Below are 17,558 nucleotides of genomic sequence, written 5' to 3'. Positions count from 1 at the left end.
GGTGGGTTACGCTGCGCTAACCCACCCACGGCACCGTCGCCTAGAACAACGAGCCCTGCCCGTCATCTGATGACGCAGCAGCGACCTTCCTCACGACCTTCTTCGGCTTCGCCGCCTCCGCTTCTGCCGCCATCTCCTCCGCGCTGATCGGCAACGGCAGCTGCTCGTCGTCATTGGCGACGCGGTTGACGCGGGTGGAGACCGGGTGCCAGGCGAATTCGCCAACGCGTGGCGCCGTCATCAGCGGCAGGATCGCGTCGATCTCGTCACCGCGGCAATCGAGCCAGCGCTCGAAATCGCGCGGGCTGATGGTGACGGGCACGCGATCATGTAGCGCGGCCAAATCTTCGCCGGCGGCGGCCGTCACGATCGCGACCGTGTCGAGCTCCTCACCGTTCGGCCCGAGCCAGGTCTCGAACACGGCGGCGAAACCGAGCGGCGCACCGTCGGCGTGATGGATGAAAAACGGCTGCTTGCGGCCGCCCTCCGCTTTCCATTCGTAATAGCCATCAGCCGGGATCAGGCCGCGGCGCCGGCGAATCGCCTTTTTGAACGCGGGCTTTTCCAGCACCGTCTCGGAGCGGGCGTTGATCAGAAGCGTAAAGCCCTTGGGATCCTTGACCCAGCCCGGCAGCAGGCCCCAGCGCATCAGGCGGAAATGGCGCGCCCCATTCTCGACCAGGACGACCGGAACAGGTTGCGTCGGGGCGACATTGTACCGGGGAGGGAAATTCGGCTGCTCGATATAGCCAAACAGTTGCCGCAAGGCCGCTGGGGCCGAAGTTATGACAAAGCGTCCACACATCCTTGCGCCAATATAGGGTCCGTTGATGTCCTTTTAACCCCGAACGTTAACACTGCGGCCGATGAGCTCAATGGCCTCCCAACCCGCGATGCGCGCACAGACGGGCCCCGAGGCCGTGGCCTGGGCCGAACGGCTGCGCCTGGCCAATATCAACCCGCGGACCGGGCTTGCCACCGACTATCTCAACCATTTCAATGAAGCCGTGATGCTCCTGGAGATGATCCCGGACATGCCTGAATGCGCCGAGGATTTTCTGACCTGGTCGCCGCTGTCCTATGCCGAGCATTTCACGGCGTCGAATTTCAAGGCGCGGGATCTCGCCATCGAGGCGTATGAGAAGGCCGAACCGTCCGTGCGCGCCCAGTTCGACCACATCACCGACACCATGACCTCGATCCTGACAGCAGTCGGCTCGGCCATGCGCGAGGTCGAGAAGGACTCAACCCGCGTTCGCCTGGCCGAGCAGGCGACCGCCTGGGTCAAGCCGCTGATCGCTGCCTGCGGCGGCATCATCAACGGCGGCGCGGAAGCCGACGTCGATACCATCATGGCGAACTAGGCCAAGTCTTGAAGATATGGCCACGCTCGTCCAGCCCACCCATCCCCAGATTGCCGTCAGCGCCGCGATTTTCCGCGAGGGCAAGGTGCTGCTGACCCGCCGCGCCCGGTCCCCCGCCAAGGGCTTCTATTCGCTGCCAGGCGGCCGGGTCGAATTCGGCGAATCGCTGCATCAGGCCGTGAAACGTGAGGTCGACGAGGAAACCGGGCTCGCCATCGAGATCGTCAGCCTTGCCGGCTGGCGCGAGGTGCTGCCGGCCGCACCCGGTGCCGGCCATTACCTGATCCTGTCCTTTGCCGCCCGCTGGCTGGCGCGGGAACCCACCCTGAACGACGAGCTCGACGATTTCCGGTGGATCGTCCCTGATACGCTTGGCAGCCTCAGCGACCTCAAGCTGACCGGGGGGCTGGAGGAGATCATCCAGTCCGCCGCGCGCCTGATCAGCCCCCGACCGCCCGCCTTGCGTCATCAGCTCTGAGGGGGCATACAGCCCGCCAATGTTCCCGCGATTTCTGGCCATTTTTGCCCTGATCCTCGCCTGCGCGTCCGTGCCCGCCCGGGCCCAGGACGTGGCAGCGCCGTTCGACGGCGATTTGCAGCGGCTGGCCGAGATCCTGGGCGGCCTGCATTATCTTCGCGGCATCTGCGGCGCCAACGAGGGCAACAAATGGCGGAGCGAGATGCAGGCGCTGATCGATGCCGAAACCCCCGCCGGCGAGCGGCGCACCCGCATGATCGCCGCCTTCAACCGCGGCTATAACGGCTTCCAGCAGACCTACCGAAGCTGCACGCCGGCGGCGACGGTGGCGATTCGTCGTTACATCGACGAAGGCTCGAAGATCTCGCGGGATCTGACGGCGCGCTACGCGAACTGAGTCCTCGATTCGTCGCGAACCCGGAATGACAGTGACTGGAACCCTGTCATCGACTTTGTTCACAGCCGTTAACCGTTCTTAAAGATGTGGCCTAGCGGTCGTTAATGTGCGTGCTACACCTCTCACACAGCGCATCGCCGTGGATCGCGCCCCAGCCCTGATCGAGTTTCATGAGCCAGCCGATTTCCTACGCCCCTGCCCGCGCGCCGCTGCCCGACCATGAGCAGAAGCAGGCCGCCCTGAGCTATCTGAACGAGGCCTGGGCCGAAGCGCGCCATGACGGCGTCGATGGCGATTGCCTGGCGCAAGCAAGCCTGTTCGCGGCGCTTGCCGAGCTCGTCGGCACCTATGGCGAGGACGCGGTAGCGAAATTCGTCGAGGGTTTTCCCGCCCGCATCCGCAATGGCGAGTTCTCGGTCAGCCTCGCCCGGCAGTAAGCTCCCGTTCGAACAGGACCCGGCCTCAAGGCAGGGTTTCATCAAGGCTCGATCTTGAGCGTCGCTTTCATGTTGGGATGATAGCGGCAGTAATAGTCGACCGTTCCCGCCTTCTTCAGAACTGACGTCGCCGACTTGTTCGGCGGCAGTGTCACGTCGAAATCGCCGTTCTGCGCGGTGGCGGTGTGGGCGAAGATGTCCTTGTTGATCCATGTGATGGTGTCGCCGACCTTCGCCGACACCTCAGCCGGTGAGATCACGAGATTCCCCATCGTGATCTCGATCGTTGCGGCCTTTGCAGGAACGGCCATCACCGCGAAAACAAGGGCAATCGAAGACAGTCGTCCCGACATCGTCGCACGCTCCCTATTTCAGTTCCGACGCGACGTGCTCGGCGTGCTGCTGATGGCCCTGAAAGATCTTCAGGCCGGTCTGCAGCAAGCTCTTCAATTCGGCATTGCTGGCGGATGGAATGAGCTGCGTCTCCAGCGCGCCATTGACCGTCTTGTGATAGGCAACCTCGTTGGCGACATAGGCCTTGTCGAAGGCAGCGCCATCCAGCTTGTCGAGCTCGGCCAGCTTGTCGCTTGCCTGCTTCGACAGTGCCTTGCTGGTGTCGTTATCTTCGGGCGTGACGTTCAGCTTCTTGACCAGCGCGAGCGCTTGCTTGTTGACCGCCTCGTGGTCGCGCAGCATGTCCTCGGCAAATGCCTTGACGTCTTTATTCTTGGCCTTCTTCCGCGCCTGCTTGGCCGCGTTGATGTCGATCACGCCCGCGGTGTAGGCGATATGGGCGATCTGCGGATCGGTGAGCTTTTCGGCGGCTCGCACAGCGTGCATCAGCACGGGGCTGGACAACAGAATGGTAGCGGCGATCGCCGCGCTCCAACGAATGAACATGGTCTGACACTCCTGTGCGGCCGGTTTGCCGGCGTTGCTTCACAGGAATTGGATGGGCGTTCTGCGCAAACGTTCCCAAAAGAATCAGCCGCCGATACCGAGGCGCTCGAGCACTGCCTCCGTCAGGTGCTCGCAGCGCCAGCCGGCGAACGGGAACGCGTCCATCATCACGGGACCGATCTCCTTCTCGACATTCTCGCGCAGCATGGTACGGGCGCGGTGCAGCCGCGTCTTCACGGTCTCGGGCTTCACGCCGAGCAGATCGGCGGTCTCCTCGATGGTCATGCCCTCCATGACGCGAGCGACGAAGACCATGCGGAAGACATCAGGCAATTCGTCGATGGCGCGCTCGACGACGCGCTGGATTTCACGTTGGGCCATGGTCCTTTCCGGATCGCCTGCGGGAGAAACGGGGAATTTGATGATCTGCGCCTCGAGCGCCTCTTCCGGCACTGCGCCGAGCTCGACATGCGGCCTGGCGCTACGCGCCCGGCCAAGGGCTTCGTTGATGGCGATGCGGGACAGCCAGGTCGACAGCGCGGACTCGCCCTTGAATCGATCGAGATGGGTGAAAGCGCGGACATAGGTCTCCTGCACCACGTCCTCGGCTTCGCTGTCGCTGCGCAGGATGCCGCGCGCGAGACGGTAAAGCCTGCGGTTATTGGCCTGCATGATCTCGCGGAGCGCGGCCTCGTCCCGGCTCCGCGCCCGGTCGATCAGCTCGGCTTCCAATAGCCTGAGGCCGGCGGACAGGCCGGCAGCGGTCCGTTGCATGGCGATCACCTGTCTCCGTTGGTTCCGGATATTGGATGCAAGCGGGCAGCAAAGGTTCCCGATTTCTTACCCTCTACTGGAGGGCAAGATTCACCCCTGATCCGTCTCAATCGGCAGCGACGCGTCCCTCGCCCATTCGCCCATGGAGGCATCATACAGCGTCAGCTTGTCGTAGCCGAGCTGCGTCAGCATCAATAGGTCGATCGTTGCCGAGATGCCGCCGCCGCAATAGAGGATCACGTTCTTGTCTGGCGTGACGCCGGCCGCGGTGAATTTGGCTTCGGCATCGGCGAGCGAGGTCAGCGTCTTGTCGGCATTGACGAGGGTTGCAGCCGACACGTTGACGCTGCCGGGCACGCGGCCGGGCCGGCCGTAGCGGCTCGGCTCGAGGCCTTTATGGAATTGCGGCCCGAGCGCATTGACGGTGACAGTCGCGGGATCGCCGATGTGCGCCTTCACAAAATTTTTGCCGACGAAGAAGCCGGCGCGCGGCGCGGCCTTGAAGGTCGTCGCCGGATAACCCTTCGGCGCACCTGTCTCGACCGGTTGCCCCTCGTCCTTCCATTTGTCAAAACCGCCGTCGAGCACGTGCGCATCGACGCCAAGGGACCGCAGCATCCACCAGAACCGCGTCGACCACATCATGGTGCCGACGCTGTAGAGCACGATCGTTTTGCCTGCGTCGGCGCCGTGGCGACCGAAGGCGGCTTCGAGCTGGGCAACCTCGGGCATCATGAAGAATTGCCGCGTGGAAGCATCCGAAAATTCGCCTTGCAGGTCGAGATAATCGGCACCCGGGACGTGGCCCGCGGCAAAGGTCTTGTCGCCGGGCACCGCGCGATAGGGCACGTCGCTGCCTGAGGGTGCGGGCTCCAGATAGGTCGTGCAGTCGTAGATGCGGAGGTTGGGGTCGCCGAGGATGGCGGCAAGTTGCTCGGTGGTGATGAGGGCGGTGGGTTGGGACATTGCGCTCTCCCAATCTAAACTGGCGCTTCGTGGCACACTGTCATTGCCCGCGAAAGCGGGCAATCCAGTATTCCAGAGGCCGCAGCCGTGTCAGACAACTATCGCCGCGGCGTACTGGATGCCCCGGACAGGCCGGGGCATGACAGCGGTGCAGGAAGCTAATCTTGCTCCTACTGCTTCAGCGTCTCCAGAAACCGCACCGCCTCGCCCTGCGACGGCGTCACGAGCTCGCCCTGCCACATCACGCGCTTGCCGCGGACGAACGTGCCGACGGGCCACCCCGTCACGCGGACGCCGTCATAGGGGGTCCAGCCGGCCTTCGACGCCACCCATTTGCTGGTGATGGTTTCGCTGCGCTTGAGGTCCACCACCGTGAAGTCGGCGTCGTAGCCGGCGGCGATGCGGCCCTTGCAAGCCATGTTGTAAAGGCGCGCCGGGCCGGCGCTGGTGAGATCGACGAAGCGCGCAAGAGAAAGCCGGCCGGCATTGACATGATCGAGCATCAGCGGCACCAGCGTCTGCACGCCGGTCATGCCGGAGGGCGAGGCCGGGTAGGTCTTCTGCTTTTCTTCCAGCGTATGCGGGGCGTGGTCGGAGCCGAGCACGTCGATGATGCCCTGCTCGATGCCGCGCCAGATGCCGGCGCGATGATCGGCTGATCGCACCGGCGGGTTCATCTGCGCCAGCGTGCCGAGCCGCTCGTAGCATTCGGGTGCGACCAGCGTCAGATGATGCGGCGTCGCCTCACAGGAGGCGACGTCCTTGTGGTCGCGCAGGAACTCGATCTCTTCCTTGGTCGAGATGTGCAGCACGTGGATGCGCTTTCCCGTCTCGTGCGCGAGCTTGACCAGGCGCTGCGTCGCCATCAGCGCCGCAGTCTCGTCGCGCCAGACCGGATGCGAGCGCGCATCGCCCTCGATGCGGAGCGACTTGCGGTCGTTGAGGCGGTACTCGTCCTCGGCATGGAACGCCGCACGGCGACGGATCACCTGGAAGATGCGGCGCAGGCTCTCGTCATCCTCCACCAGCAGCGCGCCGGTCGAGGAGCCGATGAACACCTTCACGCCGGCGCAGCCCGGGGCACGCTCGAGCACCGGCAGGTCCTGCACGTTCTCGCGGGTGCCGCCGATGAAGAAAGCAAAATCGCAATGCATGCGATGATGGGCACGCTTCACCTTGTCGGAGAAGGTGACCTCGGTCACCGTGAGCGGCGAGGTGTTCGGCATCTCGAACACGGCGGTGACGCCACCCATCACGGCGCTGCGCGAGCCCGATTCGAGATTTTCCTTGTGCTCCAGCCCGGGTTCACGGAAATGCACCTGCGTGTCCATCACGCCGGGCAGGATGTGCAGGCCCTTGCAGTCGATCACCTCCGCCGCCGAGCCCTGCGACAGCGGACCCAGCTCGGCGATGCGGCCATTGATGATACCGATATCGCGAACGCCTTCGCCGTCCTGGTTGACGACGGTGCCGCCCTTGAGGATCACATCGAATCGCTGGGTCATGGGGCCTCTCTCATCCCCAAGCGCAGGGCCCGAGGTCTTGTCGTTTATGCCTTGCGGGCTTACGTTCCGGAGCACCATGTCGCAAGAGATTTTCACATGAAATCAGCGTTTCTTCCCGACCGGGGCGTGATCAAGGTCGCGGGCGAGGACGCACGCAACTTCCTCAACGGCCTCATCACCACCGATGTCGACAAGCTCAAGCCGGGCCTGGGCCGATTCGGCGCGCTGCTGACGCCGCAGGGCAAGATCATCGTGGATTTCCTGATCACGGAAGCCCCTGGCGGCCATGGCGGCGGGTTCCTGATCGACTGCCCGAAGCCGCTGGCAGACACCCTCGCCACCAAGCTGAAATTCTACAAGCTGCGCGCCAAGGTCACGGTGGAGATCCTCGATCTCGGCGTGCTCGCGGCCTGGGAGGGCCAGCCTGCAACGCAACCGGACCTCGCCTTTGCCGACCCACGCAATGCCGAGCTCGGCACGCGCATCCTGATCCCCGAAGATCTCAAGCAGAAGCTCTCCGACCTGATCGGTGCGGAGCTGGTCGATGCCGGCGAATACGAGGCGCACCGGATCGCGGTGGGCGTGCCGCGCGGCGGGCTCGATTTCATGTACAGCGATGCGTTCCCGCACGAGACCAACATGGATCGCCTTTCCGGCGTCGATTTCGACAAGGGCTGCTATGTCGGCCAGGAGGTCGTCTCGCGCATGCAGCATCGCGGCACGGCACGCACCCGCAGCGTGAAGGTGCTGATCGAGGACTCCGCCCCGGAAGTCGGCGTCACTGTCATGGCCGGCGACAAATCCGTCGGCACCATGGGCTCATCGGCGAAGGGCAAGGGCATTGCGCTGGTGCGGATCGACCGCGTTGCCGATGCGCTCGATGCCGGCCAGCCGCTCACCGCTGGCGGGCTCGCCGTGAGGTTGGCAGAACCCGACGTCGTTCGCATTCCCGCAAAGCAGCCCATTGCATGAGCCGCGCTCCCCGCCTGCATCCCGACGGAAAGACCCGCTGCCCCTGGCCGGGCGAAGACCCGCTCTATGTCGCCTATCACGACACCGAATGGGGCGTGCCTGAATATGACGACCGTGCGCTCTATGAAAAGCTGATCCTCGACGGCTTTCAGGCCGGTCTGTCCTGGATCACGATCCTGCGCAAGCGCGACAATTTCCGCAAAGCCTTCGACGATTTCCAGCCGGAGAAGATCGCACGCTACACCGACAGGAAGGTGCATGCGCTGATGAACGATGTCGGCATCGTGCGGAACAAGGCCAAGATCGAAGGCACCATCCTGAGCGCGAAGGCGTACCTCGACATCATGGAGAAGGGCCCGGGCTTCTCCAAATTCCTCTGGGACTTCATGGACGGCCGGCCCAAGGTCAATAATTTCAAGACCACGGCAAGCGTCCCGGCGTCGACACCGCTGTCGATGCAGATCTCCAAGGAGCTGTCCTCGCGCGGCTTCAAATTCGTCGGCCCCACTATCGTCTATGCCTTCATGCAGGCGACCGGGATGGTCAACGACCATCTCGTCGACTGCCATTGCCACGCGACCTGCAGCAAGATGCAGCGCAAGCCGCGCCTCAAGACCAAATGACGGCCAGGAAGACCGCGCGCGCATCCGAATCCCGCGCCTGGCAGCGCATGCTGTCGGGCCGGCGGCTCGACCTGCTCGATCCCTCCCCGCTCGATGTCGAAATCGCCGACATCGCCCATGGGCTGGCGCGCGTTGCGCGCTGGAACGGACAGACCGTCGGCGCGCATATCTTCTCGGTCGCCCAGCACACCCTGCTGGTGGAGACCGTGCTGCGGCACGAGATGCCGCGCGCTGACCAGCGCATCCGGCTCGCCGCGCTGCTGCACGACGCCCCTGAATATGTCATCGGCGACATGATCTCGCCGTTCAAGGCGGTGCTCGACGGCCATTACAGGGCGGTGGAGAAGCGCCTGCTCGGCGCCATCCACATCCGCTTCGGCCTGCCGCCGGTGCTGCCCGAGGAGATCACGCTGGCGATCAAGGCCGCCGATCGCGGCGCGGCTTACCTCGAGGCGACCGAGCTTGCCGGCTTCAGCGAAAGCGAGGCGAAGCGGCTGTTCGGCAAGGATCCCGGCCTTTCCGACAATATCAGGCGCGACTATCTGACGCCCTGGACGGCGGCGCGGGCCGAGAAGCAGTTTCTGGAACGGTTTGGGGCGGTGTTCGCGTAGCATCATCCCTTCGTAGGGTAGGCAAAGCCACCGGGTCGCGCGAATGCGCGCCCGATGACAGGCTCCGCGTGCCCACCAAACCGAATGAGATGCGCAACTGCGAGGTGGTGGGCACGGCGCGATGCGCCTTTGCCCACCCTACGAGCGCTCGCTATAATCAATTAAAAGGTCCGCCATGATCCACGTCTGCTCGCTCGCTGCGCTTCCCGAAACCGTTCGCCGCACTGGGGCCAGCCATGTGCTGACCGTGATGGCCAATGTCGAGCAGGTGGCGCGGCCGGTGTCGGTGCTTCCGGCCAATCATCTCAAGGTGTCGATGGACGACATCACCGAGGAGATGGACGGCTTTGTCGCACCGTCGGAGGCGCATATCGAACAGGTGCTGAATTTCGTGCGCGGCTGGGATCGGGCTGCGCCGCTGGTGGTGCATTGCTATGCCGGCATCAGCCGCTCCACGGCGAGCGCGTTCGCCGCCGTCTGCGCGCTCAATCCTGATCGCGACGAGATCGAGATTGCGAAGAAGATCCGTGCGGCCTCCCCGATCGCCTCGCCGAACCGCCGCATCGTCAGCCTCGCCGACCGCGCGCTCGGCCGCAACGGCCGCATGCTGCGCGCCCTCGACGAGATGGGTCCGGGCGAGATGCTGGTCGAAGGCCGCCCCTTCGTGATCGAGCTCGAATGAGGCGGGAGTCGAATAGCAGCCGTGACGGGACTGGGCTCCCTCTCCCGCTTGCGGGAGAGGGTTGGGGAGAGGGTGTCTCCATAACGGGACAGTCCCCTAGAGGAGAAAACCCTCACCCGGCGCTACGCGCCGACCTCTCCCGCAAGCGGGAGAGGTTACAGCGAGTTCGCGGCGAGACCGCCCCAATCAATCGGCATACCTTCCTCACAACAGCCGCGACTTCAGCCGCATGAGTGACAAGCTGCTGACGCCGATCGAGATCGGCCTGACCGCCGCGATCGTCGCGATCGAGGACCACGAACCGCTGGTGTTGACCGCGCGCGGCGCCGACGGGCTCGCAGGGCTGCCGTTCGGTCCGTTCGATGCGCCAAGCCATCGCACCTTCGAGATCGGCCTGCGTGCCTGGGTCGAGGAACAGGCGGGCCTGCGGCTCGGCTATGTCGAGCAGCTCTACACGTTTGGCGATCGCGGCCGTCATGCCGAGGCCGGCCATACCGGCGCGCATATGGTGTCGATCGGCTATCTCGCGCTGACGCGCACCGCCGAGGGAGCTGCGCATGCCGCGAGCTTCGAGCCCTGGTATCGCTTCTTCCCTTGGGAAGACCGGCGCGAGGCACCGCCGGCGATCATCGCCCGTGACATCATCCCGGCGCTGACGGCATGGGCCGAGGAGGAGACGCCCGAGACGACGCGCGCATTGCCGCGCAAGGATCGCGTGCGGTTCTATTTCGGCCTCGACGGCGCGGCCTGGGACGAGGAGCGCGTGCTCGACCGCTACGAGCTGCTCTACGAGGCCGGCCTCGTCGAGGAAGCGCGGCGCGACGGCCGGCCCGCGGCGCTGGCGCGCAAGTCCCTGCCCGCGCTCGGCACGTCCATGCGCTTCGACCACCGCCGGATTCTTGCCACCGCGATCGCCAGGCTGCGGGCAAAGCTGAAGTATCGCCCCGTGGTGTTTGAACTTTTGCCCGCCGAGTTCACACTCACGGAGTTGCAGTATACGGTGGAGGCGATCTCCGGCCGGCACCTGCACAAGCAGAATTTTCGTCGTCTGGTCGAAACCGAGGCGCTGGTCGAACCAACCGGCGTGATGTCGACACAGACGGGCGGAAGACCGGCGGCGCTCTATCGCTTCCGCCGCGACGTGCTCCAGGAACGGCCGGCGCCAGGCTTGCGCGTACGCTCCCGGCGCTAGATCAAGGATTGCTGTCGGCCCCTGCCCGCCGATTGCCAGGAGACCCCATGTTCGACGCCCCGTTCGACGTCTTTGCCGTGATGATTGCAATCGCCGCGTTCCTGATCGCGCTGAAAGCGTCGAACCAGGCGGCCGAGCTGCGCCGTCGGCTGGGCTCGCTGGAGGCAGCAATGCAGGCGCAGCGGCAGATCCAGCCGCCACCGCTGCCCGTGCAGGAGCAGGCGAGCGCGCCTGCGACAAGTGCGGCGGAGCCGCCGCCGCTTGCGCCGGAAGCCGAGACGGGGCCGCCGCTCGTCACCGAAGAGGCTGCGCCGCCGCCGCTCGAAGCAAGTCCTGAAGCCAGCCCCGCAGCCGGCGCGCCGCCGCCGCTGCCCGCGCCCGCCCCGGGCTTGGAGGAACGGCTCGGCACCCGGTGGGTGGTGTGGATCGGCGGCCTGGCGCTCGCGCTCGGCGGCTTCTTCATGGTGCGCTATTCGATCGAGGCCGGCCTTGTCGGCCCCGGCGTGCGGGTATTCCTGGGCGGATTGTTCGCGGCCGCGCTGCTGGGTGCCGGCGAATGGACGCGGCGCAAGGAGAGCATTTCGAGCATTGCAGCGCTGCCGATCGCCAACATCCCCGCGATCCTCACCGCGGCTGGAACGGCGGTGGCGTTCGCGACCGTCTATGCGGCCTATGCGCTCTATGGCTTCCTCGTGCCGGCCACCGCTTTCGTGCTGCTCGGTATCGTGGCGATGGCCACGCTCGCGGCAGCATTGCTGCACGGTCCGGCGCTCGCGGGCCTCGGCGTCGTCGGCGCCTTCGCAACGCCAGTGCTGGTCTCCAGCGGCAAGCCGGACTATTGGGCGCTGTACATCTATCTTGCCATCGTCACCGCCGCGAGCTTTGGCCTCGCCCGCATCAGGCTATGGCGCTGGCTCGCGGTGACGACGATCGTCTTCGCCGTGCTCTGGATTTTCCCGGGCCTCGATACCGGTGACCTGCACGTCGCGCCGCATGCGTTCCACGTGATGTCAGGCTTCGTGCTCGCAGCACTGCTCGTGGTCTGCGGCTTCATGTTCGGCCCTGATATCGAAGCCGGACAGATCGAGCCGGTCTCCTCGAGCGCGCTCGGTGCCTATTTGTTCGGCGCGATGTTGATCGTGTTGTCGAGCGCGCATGCTGACCTCGCGCTTATCGCCTACACATTGCTCGTTGCGGCCACGCTGTTCGTCACCTGGCGCGCAGAGGCCGCCGTCGGCGCGCTGGGCGCTGCGGCCGCAACGGTGTTCATCGTGTTCGCCGAATGGGCGGTACGCGCCAATCCTGACATGCTGGTGCTGCCGGGCGGCCCGATGCCCGGTATCACGCCGAACGCGACCGACAGCGCGGTGACGCAACATCTGGTGATGGCCGCGATCTTCGCCGCCAGCTTCGGCGTCGCCGGCTTCTTCGCGCAAGGCCGCTCGCATTCGGCAATCATTCCCGTGGTGTGGTCGGCAGCAGGTGTCGCGACGCCAATCGCGATCCTCATCGCGCTCTACGCCCGCATCGCCCATCTCGACCGCTCGATCCCGTTCGCGATCCTCGCCGTGCTGCTGGCAGCTGCCTTCGGGGCTGCGACGGAACTACTGACCCGCCGGGAAACCCGGCCGGGCCTTGCGATTTCGACGGCGCTGTTCGCGACCGGCACGCTCGGCGCGCTCGCGCTGGCGCTGACCTTCGCGCTGGAGAAGGGCTGGCTCACCATCGCGCTGGCGTTGATGTCGCTCGGCACCGCCTGGATTGCGCTGCAGCGGCCGATCCCGTTCCTGCGTTGGCTCGCCGCGATCTTCGCCGGCATCGTCACCGCGCGCATCCTCTATGATCCGCGCATCGTCGGCGATGCCGTCGGCACCACGCCGGTCTTCAACTGGCTGCTGTGGGGCTATGGCCTGCCGGCCGCCTCGTTCTGGGCCGCGAGCCACTACCTGCGCCGCAGGGGCGACGATGCGCCGCTGCGCATGGTGGAAGCGGCCGCGATCCTGTTCACCACGCTGCTCGCCTTCATGGAGGTGCGCCACTTCGCGACCGGCGGAGACATGATCGCATCGCCCTCGCTGTTAGAGGCCGCCCTTCAGGTCTGCGTGGCGCTGGCGATGGCGATCGGACTGGAGCGGTTGCGGCTGCGCAGCCAATCTATCGTGCACAATGTCGGCGCCATCGTGCTGACGGCGATCGCCGGCTGCATCAGCGTGTTCGGCCTGCTGTTCCTGGAGAATCCGCTGCTGTGGCACATTGATGTCGGCGGCGCCGTGTTCAACCTGCTGCTGCTCGGTTATGCGCTGCCCGCGGTGCTGATGCTGCTGCTCGCCTACGCGGTCGTCGGCGCGCGGGGCAAGATCTATGCGAACACGCTCGCGGGGGCCGCGCTGGTGTTTGCGCTTGTCTATCTGACGCTGGAGATCCGCCGCTTCTATCACGGCCCGTTCCTGACCAGCGGCGAGACCACGGGAGCCGAGCAATACACCTATTCGATCGGCTGGCTCGCCTTCGGCGTGGTGCTGCTCGGCATCGGCATTCTCGCCAACTCGGAACGGGCGCGGCTGGCGTCCGCCGCCGTCATCGCGCTGACGATCCTGAAGGCCTTCGTCATCGACATGTCGACGCTGACGGGCGTCTACCGTGCGCTGTCGTTCATGGGCCTCGGCATCGTGCTGGTCGCGATCGGCTGGCTCTACCAGCGCATCCTGTTCCGGCGACAGGCAATGCCACCGCCGGCTCCGCAGGCGAGCACATAACGGAGGTCGAGGTCTTCACCTCTCCCTACGGGAGAGGTGAAGACAGCTTCGACCTTTTTTTTAAGCGGCGCGGACCGACTCCAGGAACTGCGCGACCTCGACCCTGAGACGTGTGCTGTCGGTCGCGAGCGACTTCGCCGCCGACAGTACTTCGGCTGAGGCCGAGCCGGTCTCGATCGCCCCGCGCTGCACATCCGTGATGTTCGAGGAGACCTCCTGGGTGCCAACCGAGGCCTGCTGAACGTTGCGCGAGATCTCCTGCGTCGCCGCGCCCTGCTCCTCGATCGCGGCGGCAATCGCCGCCGACACTTCCGACAGCCGCTCGATGGTGCCGCCAATTTCCTGGATGGCGCTGACGGATTCCTGCGTTGCGGCCTGGATACCTGCGACCTGCGCCCCGATCTCGCCGGTCGCCTTCGCGGTTTGCTCGGCCAGCGCCTTCACCTCGGAGGCGACGACGGCAAAGCCGCGGCCGGCCTCGCCCGCGCGCGCCGCCTCGATGGTGGCGTTCAGCGCCAGCAGATTGGTCTGGCCCGCGATGGTGTTGATCAGCTCGACCACGTCGCCGATGCGGGCGGCCGCCTGCGACAGCTCGTTGACGCGCTCGTTGGTCCGCGACGCCTGCTCGACGGCCTCCGCCGCCATCCGCGCCGAGTCCTGCACGCGGCGGCTGATCTCGGTGATGGAGGATGACAGCTCCTCGGAAGCGGATGCTACAGCCTGCACGTTGGTGGATGCTTCTTCGGATGCCGCGGCGACGACGGTCGCCAGTTCCTGCCCGCGCTGGGCGGTGTTGGTCAGCGTCGAAGCGGAGGCTTCGAGCTCGGTCGACGCCGACGACACGGTCCCAACGACCTCGCCGATCATGGCTTCGAACTTGCGGGTGATGGCGTCAACGCGGCGGCCACGCTCGATCTTGGCCTCGGCGTCGAGCCTCGCGGCCTCGTCCGCCGCGCGCTTGGCGATCAGCGCCTCCTTGAAGATCTGCAGCGCGTCCGCCATCGATCCGATCTCGGTCTTCTCGCCGCGGTGCGGCACCTCGGCCGAGAGGTCGCCCTCACCGAGCGACTGCATCGGCTTGATGATCGAGGCAATGCCGCGCGACACGTCGCGCACGAGATAATAGGCCGCGCCGATCGCGATCGCGACCGAGGCAATGATGATGCCGACCAGCACGCGGAAGATGGTGGCGTAGCTGTCGGCCGCCTGCTTCGTTTCCAGCTCGGCGCCGTGATTGTTCAGCTCAATGCCCTTCTGAAGCAGCGGATCGGCCGCCTGGGCCATCTTCGCGACCTTGGTCTGCAACATCTCGTTGGCCTCAGTCGGGAACTTGCCCGGGCTCTTGCGCGACAGCGCCATCACGTCCTGCACGCCGTTCAGATACTCGCCCCACGCCGTGGTCCATTGCCCGTAAATGGCGCGCTCCTCGGCTGATGTGATCAGCGGCTCATAGATCTTTCGGGTCTTCTCGATGCGCTCACGCAGCGAGGCGAGACGCTTCTCGGCCGCCTCCTTGCCTTCTACGCTGTCCTGCATCAAGTGCAGGCGCAGCGCGACGCGCAGCTCGTTGATGTCGGCCCGCATCGAACCCAGCGCACGGACGCTCGGCAGCCAGCTCTCCGCGATCTCGACGGTATGGGAGTTGATGTTCTGCATTGTGCCGATGGCCACGACGCCGACGCCGGCAAGCGACAGCACGAGGACCGACAGAACGGTCAGAAGCTTGAAGACGATCGACAATTTCGACATCATGACAAATCCCGATGAGACCTAAACCCACACGTCATCTGCGCCACGACCGTCACGGCGGACGGCAGGACGGAGTCATTCCATCAATGCTGGCTGGTTCCTACCCGGCAAGATTGCGCACATAGTTGCAAGTAGCCGTTAACAGAGGCCTACGTGAAACTACGGATGTGACAATGCGGCCGTTATTTCTTCTACAACCATTTGTTGCAGCAACGCGAACATCCCGTCGCGCGACTTTGCTCCGCTGCAGCCGATGCAACCCTGAATGCAAACGACCGCAGCGACCGCTACGTCGTTGATCGAGAGGGCCGCGCCGACCTTGTTCAGGCCGCGCGAACGCTCCCTAAGAACTTACCGACCTCGAGCTTGAGACGGTTGCTGTCGCCACACAGCGACTGCGCCGCCGACAGCACCTGCGCGGAGGCTGAGCCGGTCTTGCTCGCGCCGCGGTGCACCTGGGTGATGTTCGCCGATACCTGATGGGTGCCTTCAGCCGCCTGCTGCACGTTGCGGGAGATCTCCTGCGTCGCGGCGCCCTGCTCCTCGACGGCGGCCGCGATGGTCGAGGAGATCTCCGACAGTTTCTCGATCGTGTCGCTGATCTCCTTGATCGCGCCGACCGAATGCTCGGTCGCCGCCTGGATGCCGGCGATCTGCTGGCCGATCTCGCCGGTCGCCTTCGCGGTCTGCTCGGCCAGCGCCTTCACCTCGGACGCGACCACCGCAAAGCCGCGGCCGGCCTCGCCGGCGCGTGCGGCCTCGATCGTCGCATTGAGCGCCAGGAGGTTGGTCTGGCCCGCGATGGTGTTGATCAGCTCGACCACGTCGCCGATGCGCGTCGCGGCCTTGGAGAGCTCGCCGACACGATCGGTCGTGGTGCGGGCCTGGCCGACGGCCTCGCTCGCCACCCGCGCCGATTCCTGCACCTGGCGGCTGATCTCGGTGATCGAGGACGACAGCTCCTCGGTTGCGGAAGCCACCGACTGGACGTTGGTGGACGCTTCCTCGGAGGCCGAGGCCACGACGGTCGCGAGCTGCTGCGCATGCTCGGCGGTGGAGGTCAGCGTCGTCGCAGACGTCTCGAGCTCGGTCGAGGCCGAGCTCACGGTCTCGATCACCTCGCCGACCGCGCTCTCGAACTGGTCGGCGAGCTGCATCATGTCCTGACGACGTTGCGCCGCGCTGCGCTTCTCGGCTTCCTTCTGCTCGGCTTCCATCTGGATCTTGGCCAGGCCGTTCTCGCGGAACACTTCCGCAGTCTTGGCGACCTCCCCGACCTCGTCCCTGCGATCGAGGCCGCGCACTTCGACGTCGTAGTTACCCGCGGCAAGCTCCTGGAGCAGTTCGACAATGGCGCGGATCGGACGTGCGATGCCGAACTGGCCGAGCAGGAAACCGACCAGGCCACCGACGATGACACCGGCAGCTGCAAGAATGATCAGCAGCCGCGATGTCGCTTCATATTGCTGGTGCGCTTCCTTGCTCCGCTCCTCAACGCGCAGGTTCAGGCGATCTGAAACCGCTAGCATCTTGGCCTGAAGGTCCTCGGCAGAGATCCCGCTCTTCAGAGCAGCGTCGCGCAGCCTGTCGGTGCTCTCGCTGAGCTTGCCTGATTTCTCGGCTTCGACAACGCTCATGGTCGCATCGAGCTGGCTCTTGTACGCAGCAAACGCCTCGCGGACCGCGGGAAGCATCACCTTGGCCTGCTCGTCGTTCGTTTCGCTGACGAAGTCGAAGCGTTCCTTGTACTGTTTGAGCTGGGCGTCGATCACCTCTCGCGCCGCGAGACGGTTCTGGTCGCGTGGATCGAGCGCGCTGCGGAATTCGGCCCGGTTGAGCGCGATCACGTTCTGGTTCGCGCGCGCCGCCATCAGGGCGCGCTGTGCCGAACGCGCCATCAAGTCGGCCTTGCTGCTCAGCTCCGCCAGCGCAGATACGCCGATCCAGGCGATGCACGCGGAAATCGCGCAGAGCAGCGCAACGATGCCAAGGATCTTGGTGAGGATGCGGAATCGACCCAGGAAATGCATTGGGAGCTTTCGATGGTGCTTAAATCGCCATAAAGCATCACGCCGAAGGATTCCCAGAGCGTTAAAATGGAACCACGTAGAACCACGGGCTTGGGTAGCCCTACTCGCATATCTTTACGCGA

At 65.2% G+C, this 17,558-nt stretch carries 18 protein-coding genes; 10 read left to right on the top strand and 8 right to left on the bottom strand.

The annotated features are described in order from the left end of the window. Positions 1–40 precede the first annotated feature (40 nt). A complete protein-coding gene (locus HYH07_RS00245; protein WP_220000564.1) occupies positions 41–805 on the bottom strand; it encodes an SOS response-associated peptidase in 765 nt (254 codons plus the stop codon). A 61-nt stretch (positions 806–866) separates the two neighbouring features. Here HYH07_RS00245 and HYH07_RS00240 point away from each other — a divergent pair, with 61 nt between their 5' ends. The 4 genes from HYH07_RS00240 (at position 867) to HYH07_RS00225 (ending at position 2,676) form a co-directional block, all read left to right on the top strand. Then, a complete protein-coding gene (locus HYH07_RS00240; protein ID WP_057757225.1) occupies positions 867–1,364 on the top strand; it encodes a hypothetical protein in 498 nt (165 codons plus the stop codon). Between the two features lie 16 nt (positions 1,365–1,380). Further along, a complete protein-coding gene (locus tag HYH07_RS00235; protein ID WP_220000563.1) occupies positions 1,381–1,842 on the top strand; it encodes an NUDIX hydrolase in 462 nt (153 codons plus the stop codon). A gap of 19 nt (positions 1,843–1,861) precedes the next feature. Then, positions 1,862–2,239 carry a TIGR02301 family protein gene (locus HYH07_RS00230; protein WP_220000562.1) on the top strand — a complete coding sequence of 126 codons (378 nt, stop codon included), beginning with the start codon at positions 1,862–1,864 and terminating at the stop codon, positions 2,237–2,239. Between the two features lie 170 nt (positions 2,240–2,409). Next, positions 2,410–2,676, top strand: a complete 267-nt coding sequence (locus tag HYH07_RS00225; protein ID WP_057757219.1) for a hypothetical protein — start codon at positions 2,410–2,412, stop codon at positions 2,674–2,676. A gap of 41 nt (positions 2,677–2,717) precedes the next feature. On the opposite strand, the gene HYH07_RS00220 is transcribed toward HYH07_RS00225, so the two are convergent. The 5 genes from HYH07_RS00220 to HYH07_RS00200 form a co-directional block, all read right to left on the bottom strand. Further along, a complete protein-coding gene (locus HYH07_RS00220; RefSeq protein ID WP_220000561.1) occupies positions 2,718–3,029 on the bottom strand; it encodes a cupredoxin family copper-binding protein in 312 nt (103 codons plus the stop codon). A 13-nt stretch (positions 3,030–3,042) separates the two neighbouring features. Then, positions 3,043–3,576: a DUF4142 domain-containing protein gene (locus tag HYH07_RS00215; protein WP_220000560.1), complete on the bottom strand. Its 534-nt coding sequence runs from the start codon at positions 3,574–3,576 to the stop codon at positions 3,043–3,045. A gap of 84 nt (positions 3,577–3,660) precedes the next feature. Beyond that, the gene (locus tag HYH07_RS00210; RefSeq protein WP_220000559.1) at positions 3,661–4,350 is read right to left on the bottom strand and encodes an RNA polymerase sigma factor; all 690 of its coding nucleotides are present in this window, start codon (positions 4,348–4,350) and stop codon (positions 3,661–3,663) included. Positions 4,351–4,440: 90 nt separating this feature from the next. Continuing rightward, positions 4,441–5,316: a sulfurtransferase gene (locus HYH07_RS00205; protein WP_220000558.1), complete on the bottom strand. Its 876-nt coding sequence runs from the start codon at positions 5,314–5,316 to the stop codon at positions 4,441–4,443. A gap of 170 nt (positions 5,317–5,486) precedes the next feature. Next, entirely contained in the window at positions 5,487–6,821 is a 1,335-nt protein-coding gene (locus HYH07_RS00200; protein WP_220000557.1) for a dihydroorotase, read from the bottom strand. A gap of 96 nt (positions 6,822–6,917) precedes the next feature. On the opposite strand from HYH07_RS00200, the gene HYH07_RS00195 reads away from it, so the two are divergent. The 6 genes from HYH07_RS00195 to HYH07_RS00170 all read left to right on the top strand — a co-directional run bounded on the left by HYH07_RS00195 (position 6,918) and on the right by HYH07_RS00170 (position 13,657). After that, a complete protein-coding gene (locus HYH07_RS00195) occupies positions 6,918–7,793 on the top strand; it encodes a folate-binding protein YgfZ (protein ID WP_220000556.1) in 876 nt (291 codons plus the stop codon). Next, complete coding sequence (locus tag HYH07_RS00190; RefSeq protein ID WP_220000555.1) at positions 7,790–8,416, top strand: DNA-3-methyladenine glycosylase I; 627 nt, start codon at positions 7,790–7,792, stop codon at positions 8,414–8,416. The genes HYH07_RS00195 and HYH07_RS00190 overlap by 4 nt, the downstream gene beginning before the upstream one ends. After that, positions 8,413–9,027: a YfbR-like 5'-deoxynucleotidase gene (locus tag HYH07_RS00185; protein WP_220000554.1), complete on the top strand. Its 615-nt coding sequence runs from the start codon at positions 8,413–8,415 to the stop codon at positions 9,025–9,027. The genes HYH07_RS00190 and HYH07_RS00185 overlap by 4 nt, the downstream gene beginning before the upstream one ends. Positions 9,028–9,202: 175 nt before the next feature. Next, positions 9,203–9,709: a tyrosine phosphatase family protein gene (locus HYH07_RS00180; RefSeq protein WP_220000553.1), complete on the top strand. Its 507-nt coding sequence runs from the start codon at positions 9,203–9,205 to the stop codon at positions 9,707–9,709. A 229-nt stretch (positions 9,710–9,938) separates the two neighbouring features. Beyond that, the gene (locus HYH07_RS00175; RefSeq protein ID WP_220000552.1) at positions 9,939–10,901 is read left to right on the top strand and encodes an NrtR DNA-binding winged helix domain-containing protein; all 963 of its coding nucleotides are present in this window, start codon (positions 9,939–9,941) and stop codon (positions 10,899–10,901) included. Positions 10,902–10,948: 47 nt separating this feature from the next. Next, positions 10,949–13,657, top strand: coding sequence for a DUF2339 domain-containing protein (locus tag HYH07_RS00170; RefSeq protein ID WP_220000551.1), 2,709 nt, complete (start codon positions 10,949–10,951; stop codon positions 13,655–13,657). A gap of 60 nt (positions 13,658–13,717) precedes the next feature. Here HYH07_RS00170 and HYH07_RS00165 read toward each other — a convergent pair whose 3' ends face one another. Continuing rightward, complete coding sequence (locus HYH07_RS00165) at positions 13,718–15,406, bottom strand: methyl-accepting chemotaxis protein (RefSeq protein ID WP_220000875.1); 1,689 nt, start codon at positions 15,404–15,406, stop codon at positions 13,718–13,720. A 323-nt stretch (positions 15,407–15,729) separates the two neighbouring features. Continuing rightward, positions 15,730–17,436: a methyl-accepting chemotaxis protein gene (locus HYH07_RS00160; RefSeq protein ID WP_220000550.1), complete on the bottom strand. Its 1,707-nt coding sequence runs from the start codon at positions 17,434–17,436 to the stop codon at positions 15,730–15,732. Positions 17,437–17,558 lie beyond the last annotated feature (122 nt).

This window comes from Bradyrhizobium sp. BR 10261, from assembly GCF_019455395.1.
In the GTDB taxonomy this organism is placed as follows: Bacteria; Pseudomonadota; Alphaproteobacteria; order Rhizobiales; family Xanthobacteraceae; genus Bradyrhizobium; species Bradyrhizobium manausense.
Note: the sequence above shows the minus strand (reverse complement) of the source record. Positions and strands in the feature narration are given on the sequence as shown.

Bases quoted from the DNA above. Each gene is read 5' to 3' on its own strand.
- HYH07_RS00165 (WP_220000875.1), bottom strand. From the start codon at position 15,406: ATGTCGAAATTGTCGATCGTCTTCAAGCTTCTGACCGTTCTGTCGGTC.
- HYH07_RS00235 (WP_220000563.1), top strand. From the start codon at position 1,381: ATGGCCACGCTCGTCCAGCCCACCCATCCCCAGATTGCCGTCAGCGCC.
- HYH07_RS00225 (WP_057757219.1), top strand. From the start codon at position 2,410: ATGAGCCAGCCGATTTCCTACGCCCCTGCCCGCGCGCCGCTGCCCGAC.
- HYH07_RS00245 (WP_220000564.1), bottom strand. From the start codon at position 805: ATGTGTGGACGCTTTGTCATAACTTCGGCCCCAGCGGCCTTGCGGCAA.
- HYH07_RS00215 (WP_220000560.1), bottom strand. From the start codon at position 3,576: ATGTTCATTCGTTGGAGCGCGGCGATCGCCGCTACCATTCTGTTGTCC.
- HYH07_RS00200 (WP_220000557.1), bottom strand. From the start codon at position 6,821: ATGACCCAGCGATTCGATGTGATCCTCAAGGGCGGCACCGTCGTCAAC.
- HYH07_RS00190 (WP_220000555.1), top strand. From the start codon at position 7,790: ATGAGCCGCGCTCCCCGCCTGCATCCCGACGGAAAGACCCGCTGCCCC.
- HYH07_RS00220 (WP_220000561.1), bottom strand. From the start codon at position 3,029: ATGTCGGGACGACTGTCTTCGATTGCCCTTGTTTTCGCGGTGATGGCC.
- HYH07_RS00160 (WP_220000550.1), bottom strand. From the start codon at position 17,436: ATGCATTTCCTGGGTCGATTCCGCATCCTCACCAAGATCCTTGGCATC.
- HYH07_RS00170 (WP_220000551.1), top strand. From the start codon at position 10,949: ATGTTCGACGCCCCGTTCGACGTCTTTGCCGTGATGATTGCAATCGCC.
- HYH07_RS00175 (WP_220000552.1), top strand. From the start codon at position 9,939: ATGAGTGACAAGCTGCTGACGCCGATCGAGATCGGCCTGACCGCCGCG.
- HYH07_RS00240 (WP_057757225.1), top strand. From the start codon at position 867: ATGAGCTCAATGGCCTCCCAACCCGCGATGCGCGCACAGACGGGCCCC.
- HYH07_RS00185 (WP_220000554.1), top strand. From the start codon at position 8,413: ATGACGGCCAGGAAGACCGCGCGCGCATCCGAATCCCGCGCCTGGCAG.
- HYH07_RS00205 (WP_220000558.1), bottom strand. From the start codon at position 5,316: ATGTCCCAACCCACCGCCCTCATCACCACCGAGCAACTTGCCGCCATC.
- HYH07_RS00180 (WP_220000553.1), top strand. From the start codon at position 9,203: ATGATCCACGTCTGCTCGCTCGCTGCGCTTCCCGAAACCGTTCGCCGC.
- HYH07_RS00195 (WP_220000556.1), top strand. From the start codon at position 6,918: ATGAAATCAGCGTTTCTTCCCGACCGGGGCGTGATCAAGGTCGCGGGC.
- HYH07_RS00230 (WP_220000562.1), top strand. From the start codon at position 1,862: ATGTTCCCGCGATTTCTGGCCATTTTTGCCCTGATCCTCGCCTGCGCG.
- HYH07_RS00210 (WP_220000559.1), bottom strand. From the start codon at position 4,350: ATGCAACGGACCGCTGCCGGCCTGTCCGCCGGCCTCAGGCTATTGGAA.